The following is a 12,142-nucleotide window of genomic DNA, read 5'->3' on the forward strand; positions in this document are numbered from 1 at the left end:
CCCCTACCCCGACGCCCACCACCCCGACGAACACCCCGCACCGCACCCGCTGCTGGCACCCGTCCTCGGCCTCCTCGGCCACTGGCACGGCCAAGGCGAAGGCGAATACCCCACCCTGGAAGGGGACTTCGCCTACGCGCAGGACGTCACCTTCAGCCACGACGGCCGCCCCTTCCTGCACTACGAGGCCCGCGCCTGGCTTCTGGACGCCGACGGCGCACCCCTGCGTCCTGCCGCCCGCGAGAGCGGCTGGTGGCGCCTCCAGCCCGACGGCCGGGTGGAGGCACTCGTCACCCAGCCCACCGGCATCGCCGAGATCCTCGTCGGCCACGCCACCGACGGCACGGTCGAACTCGCCACCCACGAGGTCGCCCTCACCCACACCGCCAAGAAGGTCACCGCCACCCGCCGCCGCTACGCCCTGACCGACGCCACCACGCTCACCTTCGACCACGATCTGGAGGCCGTGGGGGAGCCGTTGCAGCACCACCTCTCGGCACGGCTGCGACGTACGGGCTGAAATGAGCTGATCAGCAAGCCTGTTCACAGCGTTGCTTTCGGAATATCCGGTCGTTGATCTCCCATGCAGTGAGCGGTGCCCGAGCGGCATGGAGGCGTGGATCGACAGTGGTGCCCGGCGGCCTCCCGTGGGCAGGCGAACGGAGAGCCCTGTGCGCATGAGTGACCTTCAGCGGTGCGAGATCCGACCCGGACGACTCGTCGAGTGGACGCTGCACCCGACGGCCGTAGGAGCGGCGCGGGCCCTTCCGGACGACGCGCGGCCACCGGCGTATGTGCAGGAGTCCCATATCCGTACGGCCCGTTCCGTGCGTGCGGACGGGCTGTTCGTGCCGACCTGGCTCGGTACCGCCTTCGACATGCCGGGGCGGATCGAACTCGACGTGCTCCAGGGCGCGTTGAGATCCTGGATGCTCCGGCACGAGACGCTGCGCAGCGGCTTCCGGTGGGCCGGTGACGAGATGCGCCGCTTCACCCTGGACGCCGACGCCGTGGCCCTGCACCGCGAGGACGTAGGGGAGTTCGCCGACGCGGGGACGCTGACCCGGTACATGCAGGACCGTTTCGATGTCGCGGCGGACGCGCTCACCTGGCCCAACTTCCTTTTCGCGGCGGTCGTCCGCGACGACGGCGCGAGCGTCTACCTGGCCTTCGACCACAGCAACGTCGACGCCTACTCGCTGCACCGCATCGCGGGCGAGGTCCACGAGCTGTACGCGGCCGGCCTCGCCGGGGACGCGGTCGAGTCGGCGCCCGTCGCCAGCTACATCGACTTCTGCGCGGGCGAGCGCACGGACGCCGACCAGATCGACGACACGCACACCGTCGTCTCCCGCTGGCGCGAGTTCATCGCCCGCTGCGACGGCAAGCTGCCGAACTTCCCCGTCGACCTCGGCCTCGACCCCGAAGGGCCGCTGCCCACCCAGAAGTTCCTCCAGGAGATGCTCGTCGACGACACGGACGCGGCGGCCTTCGAGGCGTACTGCCGCCCGTACGGCGGAAGCCTCGTCGGCGTCCTGGCGGCCGTCGCTCTCGCCGCCCGCGAGATCAGCGGCCTCGACGTGTACCGCACCGTCGTCCCCTTCCACACCCGCGCCAAGTCCCGCTGGGCCGACTCGGTCGGCTGGTACGTGGGCGGCGCCCCGATCGAGATCCCCGTCCAGCACGCCACCGACTTCGACCACGCCCTGCGCATGGTGCGCGCCACCCTCCGCGAGAACCGCTCGCTGGCCCGCATGCCCATCGCCCGCGTACTGCGCCTGCTGGGCGCCGACTTCAGGCCCACGTCCCCCGACCTGTACTCGATCGTCTCCTACGTCGACTCGCGCGCCCTGCCCGGTTCGGAGCGCTGGCAGGAGCTGAAGGCGTACGGACTGATCCGGGTCTCGTACGGCGACCAGGTGTGCGCGTGGGTGACCCGGGTCCACGAGGGCCTGCAGTTCGCGTGCCGAATCCCCGACAACGTGATCGCGGACAAGAACATGCGGCTGTGCATGGAGCTGGTACGGGAGCAACTGGTCGCGGTGGCCCGGCCGTCGCTGGCCGTGCGTCTCTAGAACCCCCTCCACGTAGGGCCGTCGAGGCCGAGAACCGACCCGGGGCACGGGCACCGACCGAGGTGTCCGTGCCCATGTCCGAACAACTGCTGCCGAGCCACATCGAGTGGTCGAACCACACCACCGCCCTCGACGGCATCAGCGGTGTTTCCGTGACCCAGCTCCTGCTCAACTCCCTGTTGATCGGCATCGGTTCGGTCATCGGGAACGTCGTGTCCTGCGCGCCGTCGCCGATCCGACGGGCTCCGCACTGATCGCGGCGGCGGTCGGGCTGTGCGTCGCGTTCCTCCGGTTTCACCGGGGTGACGAGCATGGTGGCGGGATCCCGTCGGAGCCTGTCACCGAGGCTTCTGGTTGCCTCGCACGCGTGCTTCTAGCGTCGAGGGACAGGCCGGTGATCGCCGGTCTCCCTCTACGGAAGACGCCCTGTGCACGTCCAGATCGTTCTGTTCGACGGCTTCGACCCGCTCGACGTCGTCGCCCCCTTCGAGGTCTTGTACGCGGGCGGCAGCGCCTCGGGTGGTGCCGTGACCGTGGAACTGGTCTCGGCCGAAGGCTCCCGGGACGTCGTCAGCGGTACCGGTGGCCTGACGCTGCGGGCCACCGGCGCACTCGACCCCGCCCGCGCCGGCCTCGTCCTGGTGCCGGGAGCCTCCGGCCGGGTCGGGGAACCGGGCGAGGTGCCCGACATCGACGCAGACGACCAACAGGCCTGGCAGCAGGACGAGTTCATCCCCGTGCTGCTCGGACGCACACTGACCACCGGGCTGCCCGGTCTGCTGAAGGCCGCCATGGACAACCCGCGGATCACCATGGCAACGGTCTGCGGCGGCTCGCTCGTCCTCGCCATGGCCGGGCTCATCGAGGGCCGGAACGCCACCACCCACCATCTCGGCCTCGACATGCTCGAGGCCACCGGCGTGCACGCCGTCCACGCCCGGGTCGTCGACGACGGCGACCTGGTCACCGGCGCCGGCGTCACCTCCGGCCTCGATCTGGGCCTGTACCTGCTGGAGCGCGAAGTCGGTCCGCGGATCGCCCACGCCGTCGAGGAACTCTTCGCCCACGAGCGCCGAGGTGTCACCTGGCAGGCGCGGGGGCCTGCCCCGGTCACCCTGTGACGCCCGATCGACACCCGCACCGACTCCACGACTTCTCGACGTCTCGACTTCACGGCAAGGAAGAACCACTCATGTCCATCGAAGGCGTCTGGGACCTGACCATCGCCACACCCGTCGGCCGCATCAAGCCCGTCGTCGAACTGCGCCGGGACGGCGAGGAGTTCACCGGCATCGCGCACGGCACGGGCGAGGAGGTTCCCCTCCGGGACGTCGTCGTCGACGGCGACCGGGTCACCTGGAATCAGGCGGTCACCAAGCCGCTGCGCCTGAACCTGGCCTTCGCGGTCACCGTCGAGGACGACACGCTCACCGGCACCTCGAAAGCCGGTCGACTCCCCGCCTCGAAGGTCAGCGGCCGACGCCGACCGCGGCCATGAGCGACATGTGACGCGCGACCACGTCGACGAGGCCGTTGCCCGCCCTACACGCTGCCCTGGCCGGTCGCCGCGAGCGAGTCCCAGCCGCTCCACGCGGGGATCGCCTCGCACGCCTCCCTCCAGGCGGACGGGACACCACCCGTGCCGGTGCGGGCCGCGACGACACCACCCGCGATCGCACAGGTGGTGTCCCGGTCGCCCCACCCGGCGACGGTCTGCCACAACGCCTCGGGCAGGTCGTCCGGATGCCCCGCGGCGGACCACAGGGCGAACGGCACCGTGTCCGGAGCCGAGATGAGCGTCCCCGAGCCCAGCACGGACGCCGCGTGCCGTACCGACGTCCGCTCGGAGAAGTTCGCCGCGACCAGCAGACCGGAGCGGACATCGCTCTCCGGCACGTGCGAGGCGACCTCCCGCAGGAACTCGGCGCGGGGCGCGGCCTGTTGACCCGCCCCGGCGGCCGCGAGCGCGGCGGCGACCGCCACAGCCACCGCCCCGGCGACGGCCTCCGGATGAGCATGGGTGGTCAGCGCGGACAGCCGCGCCTGCTCGGCGGCGACCGCGAGATCGTCCCGGAACCAGGCGCCCAGCGGCGCGACCCGCATCGCGGCACCGTTGCCGTAGGACCCCTGCCCGCCGAACTGTCCGGTGGTGACCGCCCGCCAGTCCTCGCCCTCGCCGATGCGGCGCAGCACGCTGTGCATGGACGGGCCGTACTTCCGCCCCGGCTCCCGCGCGTACTCGGCGGCGAACTCCCGTGCCAGCGCGTCCGGTCGGACCTCGCCGTGGGCCACCAGGTGGGCGAACAGCACGAACGCCATGGCCGAGTCGTCCGTCCACAGCCACGGCACGGGGCGCACCTCCCGCGCGGCCCACAGCTCCTCGGCATCCTCGTCGGAGCGGGTGAACCAGCCGTCACCGAAGGCGTCCCCGATGACCAGCCCGTCGAGGGAGGCGTGGGCGTGGCGCGGACTGCTCATGGTGGTGCTCCTGTTAATGATCGGTGGGCTCGGCACATCGTAGTTAAGGTGCGGGGATGGAGCGGATCTTGGTGGTCGGGGCGACGGGCGCGGGCAAGTCCACGCTGGCCAGAGGCGTGGGCGAGCGGCTGAAACTGCCGTACCACGAGATGGACGCCCTGTACTTCGTCGGCCCCGACTGGGCCGTCAACGAGCGACTGACGGACGACGTTCTCCGGGTCACGTCGGCACCCGGCTGGATCATCGACTCCATCGGCTCGCCCGAAGTCCGCGATCTGCTCTGGGAATTGGCCGACACGGTGATCTGGCTGGACTACCCGAAACGCGTGATCATGCCGCGCGTCCTGCGCCGCTCCCTGCGGCGCACGGTGACCCGCGAGAGCGTCTTCGGCGGCAACAGGGAGACCTGGGCCGGGTGGTTGAGCCGGGAGCACCCGGCGTGGTGGGCGTGGTCCCAGCACGCGGGCAGGCGCGCCGAGATCGAGCGCCGTACGAACGACCCCCGCTTCGCTCCGCTCACCACACTCCGGTTCGCCCGCCCCCGCGACACCGCTGCCTGGTTGGCGTCCCTGGGCTGAGCCCTCAGAGGAACGGCGTGCCCGCGTCCAGCCCGGAGAGGACCCGGCCGTAGAGCTCCAGGTTGGTGGTCGGGTTGACGAACGAGTGCAGGCTCAGGGCGTGCAGATCGCGTACGGCTCGCTGGACGGGGACGTCCCGGTGGAGGGAGGAAGCTCCCGAGGCGGAGGACAGCAGATCCACGGCCTCCTTGCACAGCCGGGTCGTATAGCCGCTCTGCGCCCGGATCCTGGCCCGCTCCGCCTGCGTGTACGAGACGCCGTTCTCGGCCGCGGCCTCGATCCGTGCGACGAAGTCGGCGGTCAGCAGTTCGGCGCAGGAGATCTTCAACGCCGCCTCGGCGACCTGGAGATGGGTGACGCCCGCCTCGTACTGCCGCTCGTGGAAGGTGTAGGTGATGCCCCGCCGGTGGATGCGCTCGGTGAACTCCGCGAGGGCCGCCCGGGCCAGACCCAGCGCGTTCGGTGCCGTCCAGGCGCAGAACAGCAGCAGGACCGGCATCCGGTAGAAGAGGTCGTCGGCGTTGCTCTTCGAGGCCACCTCGCCTGCCAGCAAGGGCCCGACGGGCAGGACACGATGCGCGGGTACGAACACGTCCCGCGCGACGACGCTGTTGCTGCCGCTGCCCGCCAGTCCCGACACGTACCAGTCGTCGAGGATCTCCAGATCGGACATCGGCACTGCTGTCCACAGCAGTTCGGGCGGGCCGCCCTCGGACGCGACCCGGGCCGTCAGCAGATGCCAGTCGGCGTTCTGACAACCGGTGGCGAAGCCCGAAGTGCCGTTCAAGACATAGCCGTTGTCCGTCGCGACCGCCACGGCGTCCGGGACGAGCGTGCCGCCGATCCGTACATCAGGACCGGTGAAGATCTCGTCCTGGGCGTCGTCGGGGAAGAGCGCGGCGATGAACGAACAGCCCGCCTGGTTCAGGGCCATGAAGCCGGTCGAACCGCACCCGGCGGCGATCTCGCCCAACACCTCGACCTGTGTGCTCAGCCGGCTCTGGTAACCCCTGTACCGCCGGGGGACGTTCATCCGGTACACCCCGGCGTCCGTCAGCGCCGACACCACGTCCGCCGTCACCCTTCTCTCCTGCTCGGTGCGCAACGCGCGCTCGCGGAGCAGGGGTTGGAGTGCCCGTACACGTTCGACGAGGCCGGCATCGGACGGGGGCGGAGCCATGGGCGACCTCCGAGCGCTACGGGGCCCTCACCGTGACGCGGATCGCACACGGTGTCAACGCCCGTGCTCAGACAGGTGTGTTGAGGGAGCGGTAGAAGTCGAGGTGACCACGAGCCGCAGCTTCCCAGGTGTGGCGGGCGGCCAGCTCCCGCCCGGCCGATCGCCGCGCCGGATCCTCGACGGCGAGGGCATGACCGAGTTCGGCCGCAAGCTCCTCGGGGGTGGCCCCGAAACGCGCGGCGGGCCCGAACACCTCACGCAGCACGGGCAGATCCCGCACGACCAACGGCACCCCCGCCGCCAGCGCCTCCATCGCGGCGAGCCCGAACCCCTCCTTCAGGGAGGGGAAGGCGAACGCGTCCGCCGCCGCGACCAGGGACGGCAGTTCCCCTTCGTCGACCTGCCCCAACACGACTGGCTGCACGCCGAGTTCGGCGGCGCGCGCCTCCCAACTCGCCCGGTAGTCGCGGTAGTCGAACAGCGTCTCCCCGCCGGCGATCACCAGCCGGACCTCGGGTCGCTCGGCGCGCAACAGGGCGTAGGCCTCCAGCAGGTCCAGTGAGCCCTTGCGGGGTTCGATGCCGCCGACGGTGAGGACGTACGGGCCCAGACGGGAACGACAACTCGCCCGCGCGGCCGGGTCGGTGGTGGCGAAACGGTCGTAGGCGACCCCGTTGGGGATCACGTGCGCGTCGATGCCCCAGCCCTCGGCCATCTCCTGCGCGACCGACCCCGACACGCACACGTGCGCGTAGGGCTCGACGATCGCGCGCTCGTGGCAGGCGGCCAGTTCGGGGGTGGTGAAGTGGTCGAGGTGGTGGACCGTGCGGACGCAGCGGCCGGCCGCGTTGGCGCTGATGCAGTCCTGGGCGTGGACGACGTCGTACGGAGTGGGGTCGAACGCGGTGCGGAGGGTGGCGATCGAGCGCAGGATGCGGGCGCCGACCGTCTCCTCGGGCGGGCCGTCGGGGAACGGCACGATCTCGACCCGTACCGCCGGGTTCACCGGGCGGAAGAAGCCCGCGTCGCCGCCCCGGCCCAGGGTCCACACCGTGACGTCCTCGCCCAGGGCCGCGAGGGCCTCGGCGAGGGCGAGGGTGTGGACGACCCCGCCGCGTGGCCGGGTGGAGTAGCTGAGCAGGGCGATCTTCACGTACGGGACTCCCGGTAGGCGTCGGGGCGGCGTTCGTCGAGGTGGCGCAGGACGCGGCGGGCCCGGTCGGTCTCGGCGGCCACGTCGATCTCGGCGACGGCGAGCCCGGCCTTGGACCAGGTGCGGGCGAGGATGTCGCCGCCGGGGCCGACGACCTTGGCCTGGCCGAGGAAGCGCATGCCGCCCAGCGCGCCGGTCTGGTTCGAGGAGGCGAGGACGACCTGGTTCTCGGCGGCGCGGGACTGGTCGTAGAGGTCGAAGAGCCGGGCCTGGCGGTCCTGGGCCATGCGCGGGGCGCGGTTGGTGATGCTGGTGGGCCAGGCGGAGAGGCACGCGAGGATCTCGGCGCCGTCCAGGGCCAGCGAACGGGCCGACTCCGGGAAGGTCTTGTCGTAGTCGATGAGCATGCCCAGGCGGCCGACCGGGGTGTCGAAGGCGTCGAAGCGGTCGCCCGCCGTGTACGCGGCGACCTCGCCGGCCGGGAGATGGACCTTGCGGTGGCGGCCGAGGATGCCGTCGCCGCTGACGCAGACGGCCGCGTTGTAGCGCTCGGTGCCGCCGTCCTCGCAGTAGCCCACGCACACCACCATCTCGCCCGCCAGGCGGGCGACTTGGAGGATCAGCGGGTCGTCCGGCTTGAGGGCCGGGGGCAGGGACTGAGGGTCGGGGTCGCGGAGGTCGGCGAGATAGCCGCCGAGCGTGGCGTCGGGCAGCACCAGCAGATCGGCGCCCTGGCCGCGGGCGTCGTCGACGATTTTGCCGACGCGGGCCAGGTCGAACTCCAGGTCGCGGCCGAAGTGGGCGGCCGCGGCCGCGATCCGGATGGTGCTCATACGGTGACTGCTCCCGGGGCTGGTCCGTAGGTCTCGGGCCGCCGGTCGCGCAGATGCCCCATCGACCGGCGGGCGGTCTCCAGGGCCTGGGCGACGTCGAGTTCGGCGACGGCGATGCCGGCGGTCACGCCCGTGTCGGCGAGGATCTCACCGCCCGGGTCGACGACCTTGGCACTGCCCACGAAGCGTAGCGACCCGAAGGTCCCCGACTGGTTGGCGGACAGCCACACGATCTGGTTCTCCAGGGCGCGGGCCCGGTCGAACAGGTCGAAGCGCCGCTTCCAGCGGTCCTTCTCCAGGTCCGCGCTCGCGTTCGTCCGCGCGCCCGGCCACGCCGACACGCACACCCCGATCTCGGCGCCGTCCAGCGCCAGGGCCCGTGCCGACTCCGGGAACGCCTTGTCATAGCAGATCATCATGCCGATCCGGCCGACCGGTGTGTCGAAGGCGTGGAAGCGGTCGCCGGAGGCGTAGCTGGCGTCCTCGCTGAGGGGTTGGTGGACCTTGCGGTGGTTGCCGAGGACGCCGTCGCCGGTGACGCAGACGACGCTGTTGTACTGCCGTCCGTCGACCCCCGCCTCGCAGTAGCCCGCGACGACCGTCAACTCCCCCGCGAGCGCGGCCAGTCGGCGGATCTCCGGGCCGTCGAGGGCGAGCGCGGGCGGGCCCTCGTCCAGTGCGCTGTCGTCGTCCAGGCTGAGCAGATAGCCGCCCAGGCACGCCTCCGGCAGCGCGAGAAGCCGCACTCCCTGCTCCCCGGCCTCCTTGATCAGCCGTTCGGCGATCGCGAAGTCCTCTTCCAGGTCGCGGCCGAACTCGGCGGCCACGGCCGCCATCCGCAGCGTGCTCATGCCGTCCCCATTCCGGTCACCGTCGAGGTGACCGCCTCGGTGATCTCTCCGTCGGGCCAGCGCAGCCCGACCCCTTGCCCGGCGGTCAACTCCCCGCACAGAGCGCCTGTCGCGGGCCCGGCGGGCAGCGGCGCCGCGTCGGGCTCGTCGGCCGTGAGCATCCCGAAGCCCGGGAAACAAGTCAGCCAGTCGCCCATGGACGCACCCGCCGGACGGGGCACGGCGGCCACATCGAGCACCGCCCCACAGCCACTAGCCTCGGCGAGCATCCCCAGTGTCCCGGCGATCCCGGCCATCGACACGTCCTTGGCGGCAGCGGGCCGTCCGACGGCCACAGCCCTTGTCATCGTGCGGAGTTCGTCCGTACGGCGCCGGGTGGTCGAGTCCCACTGGCGGCCCCGGTAGCCCGCGCGCCAGCCGCCGCCGAGGTCGGCCGTGAGCCGTACGGCGTGTCCGGGGCGTCCGCCGCCACCCGGTACCGGCCGGTCGGTGCGGCCGAGCGCGGTCACCGACAGGGCGGCGGGGACGCCGAGTTGGGTGTGACCGCCGAGCACTGGGACGCCGTAGGCCTGCGCCGCCCGGGTCAGTCCGGCGAGGATCAGCGCGGCGTGTGCCGCGTCGCGCGCGCCGACCGCGTCCAGTAGTCCGACCGGTGAAGCGCCCATCGCGGCAAGGTCGTTGACGTTCACCAGGACCGCGCACCAGCCCGCCCACTCCGGGTCCCGCTCGACCATCGACGGCACGATCGCGTCGCACGCGGCGATCACATCGGTGCCGGGGACGGGCGCGCCGTCGTCGCCGACGTAGCCGGGCGGGGCGGGTAGCGCGGCGAGCAGGGGGCCCAACGCGGCCTTGGTGGCCGCGACTTGGGCTGCTGTCCGGTCGATGGGCCAGCGCATCAGGACGTGCGGGGTACCTGCGACTTCCGTGGCCCGCACCGACTGCCAGCCCAGCCGCCGGAACAGCACTTCGTTGCGGGCCTGCACGGTCGCGTCGAAGCGCAGTGCGCCCTCGGCCTCCGCCCGGGCGCAGGCCGCGCGGACCAGCGCCGCGCCGACTCCGCGCGGACCGCGCGCCTTTGGGGCGACGACCAGGCGGCCACCCTGCCACCAGCCGAGGTCCGGACCGTCGTCGACCGGGCCCAGCCGCACCCCGCCGATCACCGTGCCGTCCGTGGCCCGGGTGACCAGCACGACGGTACGGGCGTCGGCGTCACGGTCGTCGAGGTCGTCGCCGCTGAAGAGGCCCTGCTCGTGGACGAAGGTCTCCGTGCGCAGCCGTCGGTAGGACGTCAACTCGGCTGCGTCGGCGGCCTGTTCGATGTGGAACGAGGGGCGGCGGGCGAGCGTGCTGTGGTCGCCGAGCAGGGCCAGGATGTCCACCGGACCGTCCGCCACGGGCGGTGCCGCGGAGCCGTCGAGGTACACGGCCATCACCCGCCCGCCGTGCGCAGCACACTGCACGCGCCGCAGGCCGCGCAGCCCGCCTTCTGGTCGGCGCCGCTCATCCCGGCGGCGCGCAGCCGGGCCGCGACGCCCTCCGTGACGTACGTCAGGAGGTCGGCGCTCGGTGCCGGGACGCCGTCGCGGGCGGCGAGCGTGCCGGCCATCGGACGGAACGGGACGACGAACGGGTACACCCCTCGGTCGATCAACTCGCCCGCGCCCGCGATGAGTTCGTCCGGGTCCTCGCCGAGCCCGACGAGCAGATACGTGGAGACACGGTTCGGCCCGAAGACCCGCACCGCCTCGTCCCACGCGGCCTCGTACTCGGCCATCGGGACGGTCGACTTGCCCGGCATCCAGCGTCGTCGCACCTCCTCGTCGAGGGACTCGACATGGATGCCGATCGCGGTGGCCCCGGCGTCGTGCAGTTCACGGATCCAGGCGAGGTCGCCGGGCGGTTCGCACTGCACCTGGATCGGCAGGCCCGGGACCGCTTCGAGGACGGCGCGCACGGAGCGGACGAGATTGCGCGCGCCCCGGTCGGGGCCGGTCGTCGTCCCCGTGGTCATGACCATCTGCTGCACCCCGTCCAACCGCACCGCCGCCTCGGCGACTTCGGCGAGCTGCGCCGGTGTCTTGGCCGCGACCGCCGCGCCCGAGCGCAGCGACTCCTCGATGGTGCAGAAGCGGCAGCGGTCCGACTCGGCGTAACGGATACAGGTCTGGACGACGGTGGTGGCGAGGACGTCGGCGCCGTGGAGGCGGGCGATGTGCTCGTAGGGGATGCCGTCGGCGGTGGTCAGGTCGTAGAACTTCGGGCGGTTCACGGCGGTCAGGGCGAGCCCGGTGTCCTGGTCGCCCAGCCATACGCTGCCGTCGCGGACGCGGTAGGGGCTGGCCGGGTTGGTGGGCAGTGCGGCGTTGGCACCGTCGACGAGGACGTGACCGTCGCCGCTCGGACCCGCGCCGTCGGGCCGCCGTACGGGGGCGTCCAACGCGACGCCGTGCAGGGTGAGTTCGGCTCGGGTCAGGATGCGCACATCCACCGCCGTACTCGTCGATTCGGTGCCAACGCGCACAGTGGCCCCCTTAGAGCTGGTAGGTCGAGTTGATGATGGCGCCCTTGCGCGCGTAGTGGATCAGCGCGTCCTGGACGTCGAGCGGGTGGGTCGGGATGACGCCCTCGATGAGGTCCTCCTCGCGGGCGCCGTGCAGGGAGAGGCCGAAGCGGCAGCAGAAGACCTTGCCGCCCTCGGCGATGAACGTCTTGAGCTGGTTGTTGATGTTGTGCTCGCCGGGGAAGGCCGAGTTGCCGGTGGTCGGGAAGCCGCGCGTGGCAAGGCAGTTGAGGGAGCCGGGGCCGTAGAAGTAGATGGCCGTCTCGAAGCCCTTGCGCAGGGCGCGGGTCGCCTGGAGGACGGCGACGAACGACACCGACGACTCGTGGGCGATGCCGTGGACGAGCGTGAAGTAGGTCTCGCCGTCCTCGGCCTTGTAGTCGGGGAACACCTTGGTGGAGCCGTAGATGCTGGTGCCGTCGGGGAGGGAC

13 protein-coding genes and 1 pseudogene are annotated in these 12,142 nt (G+C 71.9%); 6 read left to right on the top strand and 8 right to left on the bottom strand.

Going from position 1 to position 12,142, the window contains the following annotated elements; all coding sequences use genetic code 11:
• From JHN63_RS38295 to JHN63_RS38315, 5 genes and pseudogenes are all read left to right on the top strand, one after another.
• The coding region (locus JHN63_RS38295; protein ID WP_200689724.1) for an FABP family protein at window positions 1–520 on the top strand (520 nt) is incomplete at its 5' end.
• Between the two features lie 157 nt (window positions 521–677).
• Complete coding sequence (locus JHN63_RS38300; RefSeq protein ID WP_200689725.1) at window positions 678–2,075, top strand: condensation domain-containing protein; 1,398 nt, start codon at window positions 678–680, stop codon at window positions 2,073–2,075.
• Window positions 2,076–2,152: 77 nt separating this feature from the next.
• A pseudogene (locus JHN63_RS38305) lies at window positions 2,153–2,299 on the top strand (carbohydrate ABC transporter permease); the annotation flags it as partial.
• A 204-nt stretch (window positions 2,300–2,503) separates the two neighbouring features.
• On the top strand, window positions 2,504–3,196 hold the full coding sequence (locus JHN63_RS38310) for a DJ-1/PfpI family protein (RefSeq protein ID WP_200689726.1): 693 nt from the start codon (window positions 2,504–2,506) through the stop codon (window positions 3,194–3,196).
• Window positions 3,197–3,267: 71 nt separating this feature from the next.
• Window positions 3,268–3,573 (top strand): hypothetical protein, encoded by a 306-nt coding sequence (locus JHN63_RS38315; RefSeq protein ID WP_200689727.1) that lies wholly within the window; start codon window positions 3,268–3,270, stop codon window positions 3,571–3,573.
• Window positions 3,574–3,617: 44 nt separating this feature from the next.
• On the opposite strand, the gene JHN63_RS38320 is transcribed toward JHN63_RS38315, so the two are convergent.
• Window positions 3,618–4,553 (bottom strand): ADP-ribosylglycohydrolase family protein, encoded by a 936-nt coding sequence (locus JHN63_RS38320; protein WP_200689728.1) that lies wholly within the window; start codon window positions 4,551–4,553, stop codon window positions 3,618–3,620.
• Window positions 4,554–4,609: 56 nt separating this feature from the next.
• Between JHN63_RS38320 and JHN63_RS38325 the strand changes: the two genes are divergently transcribed.
• On the top strand, window positions 4,610–5,131 hold the full coding sequence (locus tag JHN63_RS38325) for an adenylate kinase (RefSeq protein ID WP_200689729.1): 522 nt from the start codon (window positions 4,610–4,612) through the stop codon (window positions 5,129–5,131).
• A gap of 4 nt (window positions 5,132–5,135) precedes the next feature.
• Here the strand turns inward: JHN63_RS38325 and JHN63_RS38330 are convergent, their stop codons facing one another.
• The 7 genes from JHN63_RS38330 to JHN63_RS38360 all read right to left on the bottom strand — a co-directional run.
• The gene (locus tag JHN63_RS38330) at window positions 5,136–6,311 is read right to left on the bottom strand and encodes an acyl-CoA dehydrogenase family protein (RefSeq protein WP_200689730.1); all 1,176 of its coding nucleotides are present in this window, start codon (window positions 6,309–6,311) and stop codon (window positions 5,136–5,138) included.
• A 67-nt stretch (window positions 6,312–6,378) separates the two neighbouring features.
• On the bottom strand, window positions 6,379–7,464 hold the full coding sequence (locus tag JHN63_RS38335; protein ID WP_200689731.1) for an MSMEG_0565 family glycosyltransferase: 1,086 nt from the start codon (window positions 7,462–7,464) through the stop codon (window positions 6,379–6,381).
• Window positions 7,461–8,297, bottom strand: coding sequence for a carbon-nitrogen hydrolase family protein (locus JHN63_RS38340; protein WP_200689732.1), 837 nt, complete (start codon window positions 8,295–8,297; stop codon window positions 7,461–7,463). The genes JHN63_RS38335 and JHN63_RS38340 overlap by 4 nt, the downstream gene beginning before the upstream one ends.
• Window positions 8,294–9,148 (bottom strand): carbon-nitrogen hydrolase family protein, encoded by an 855-nt coding sequence (locus JHN63_RS38345; protein WP_200689733.1) that lies wholly within the window; start codon window positions 9,146–9,148, stop codon window positions 8,294–8,296. Before JHN63_RS38345 ends, JHN63_RS38340 begins: the two co-directional genes overlap by 4 nt.
• Complete coding sequence (locus tag JHN63_RS38350) at window positions 9,145–10,581, bottom strand: MSMEG_0567/sll0787 family protein (protein ID WP_200689734.1); 1,437 nt, start codon at window positions 10,579–10,581, stop codon at window positions 9,145–9,147. Before JHN63_RS38350 ends, JHN63_RS38345 begins: the two co-directional genes overlap by 4 nt.
• Entirely contained in the window at window positions 10,581–11,672 is a 1,092-nt protein-coding gene (locus tag JHN63_RS38355) for an MSMEG_0568 family radical SAM protein (protein WP_307782078.1), read from the bottom strand. Before JHN63_RS38355 ends, JHN63_RS38350 begins: the two co-directional genes overlap by 1 nt.
• A 10-nt stretch (window positions 11,673–11,682) precedes the next feature.
• On the bottom strand, window positions 11,683–12,142 hold a 460-nt coding region (locus JHN63_RS38360; protein ID WP_200689735.1), incomplete at its 5' end, for an MSMEG_0572/Sll0783 family nitrogen starvation response protein.

The organism is Streptomyces sp. MBT65 (assembly GCF_016612545.1).
In the GTDB taxonomy this organism is placed as follows: Bacteria; Actinomycetota; Actinomycetes; order Streptomycetales; family Streptomycetaceae; genus Streptomyces.